General features: G+C 44.5%; 2 protein-coding genes. Both read left to right on the top strand.

Features of this window, described 5'->3' with window-relative positions; all coding sequences use genetic code 11:
* A partial coding sequence (locus tag Q0340_RS02430; protein ID WP_298082018.1) for an iron chelate uptake ABC transporter family permease subunit occupies window positions 1-251 on the top strand: 251 nt, incomplete at its 5' end.
* The gene (locus tag Q0340_RS02425) at window positions 248-970 is read left to right on the top strand and encodes an ABC transporter ATP-binding protein (protein WP_298082017.1); all 723 of its coding nucleotides are present in this window, start codon (window positions 248-250) and stop codon (window positions 968-970) included. The genes Q0340_RS02430 and Q0340_RS02425, both read left to right, overlap by 4 nt.
* Window positions 971-1,056 lie beyond the last annotated feature (86 nt).

Genomic DNA, 1,056 nt, shown 5'->3' with positions numbered 1-1,056 from the left:
CTTGCGTCTGTTTCGTAGGCACGATCGGCTTTGTTGGACTACTGGGAGCGCACATATCTAGAATTTTAATAGGCGCGGAGCAGAGATTTTTCCTTCCGTTTTCGGCTCTGATAGGAGCTCTGCTTCTTTCATTTTCATCGATTTTGAGTAAAAATTTAATAAGCGGCGTAATCTTTCCTATCGGTATAATCACCTCCTTCATCGGGGCGCTGTTTTTCCTAGCGATCGTGCTAAATAAGGGGCGCGGATGAGGGTTGAAGGCTTAAGCTTTTCATACAAAAACAAAGAAATTTTAAAAAATATAAACTTCGCCGTAAACGAAGGCGAAATTTTAACGATCCTGGACGTAAACGGCGCGGGCAAAAGCACGACGATGAAATGCTTAGCAGGCATCTTAAAGACGGATGCTAAAATTGATCTGTGCGGCGCGAGCGTCAAGGAGATCGGCTATCTGACGCAAAATATTATGCAAGAGGGCGGACTTAGCGTATTTGAGCTGGTGCTTTTAGGCCGCATTTCGAAGCTAAATTTTAAAGTAAGCCGCAGCGATCTGCAGAGGGTAGAGCATGTGCTAAAGCACGTGGGTATCGAGCACCTCGCAAAAAGAAGCTTTAGCGAGCTCTCCGGAGGCCAACAGAGGCTGGTGCTCATAGCTATGGTTTTTGCAAAAACGCCTAAAATCATGCTTTTGGACGAGCCTACCGCAAATTTAGACCTGCTTCATCAAAAAGATATCTTAAATTTAATAAGAGACTACACGAAATTTTATAAAATTTCGACCGTCATAAACATCCACGACATCAATCACGCTCTGAATTACGGCGATAAAATAATGGTGCTGCATGACGGCGAGATAGCGTTTCTAGGCGCGCCGAAAGATCTGGATACAGCCCTACTGAGCGAGGTTTTCGGCGTGGAATTTGAACTTCTTCAAAACAGAAGCGGCAAAAAATTTATCGCAAATTTTTAGCGCTTCTGCGCGGATTTGATCAAATTTGACGAAAAGAGATCGTAAATATCGCGCCGTCGTCGGAATTCGCAGCGCTTATGCTCCCT

Source organism: uncultured Campylobacter sp., from assembly GCF_938045595.1.
Classification (GTDB): Bacteria; Campylobacterota; Campylobacteria; order Campylobacterales; family Campylobacteraceae; genus Campylobacter_B.
This window is presented reverse-complemented; position numbering and strand designations above follow the sequence as displayed.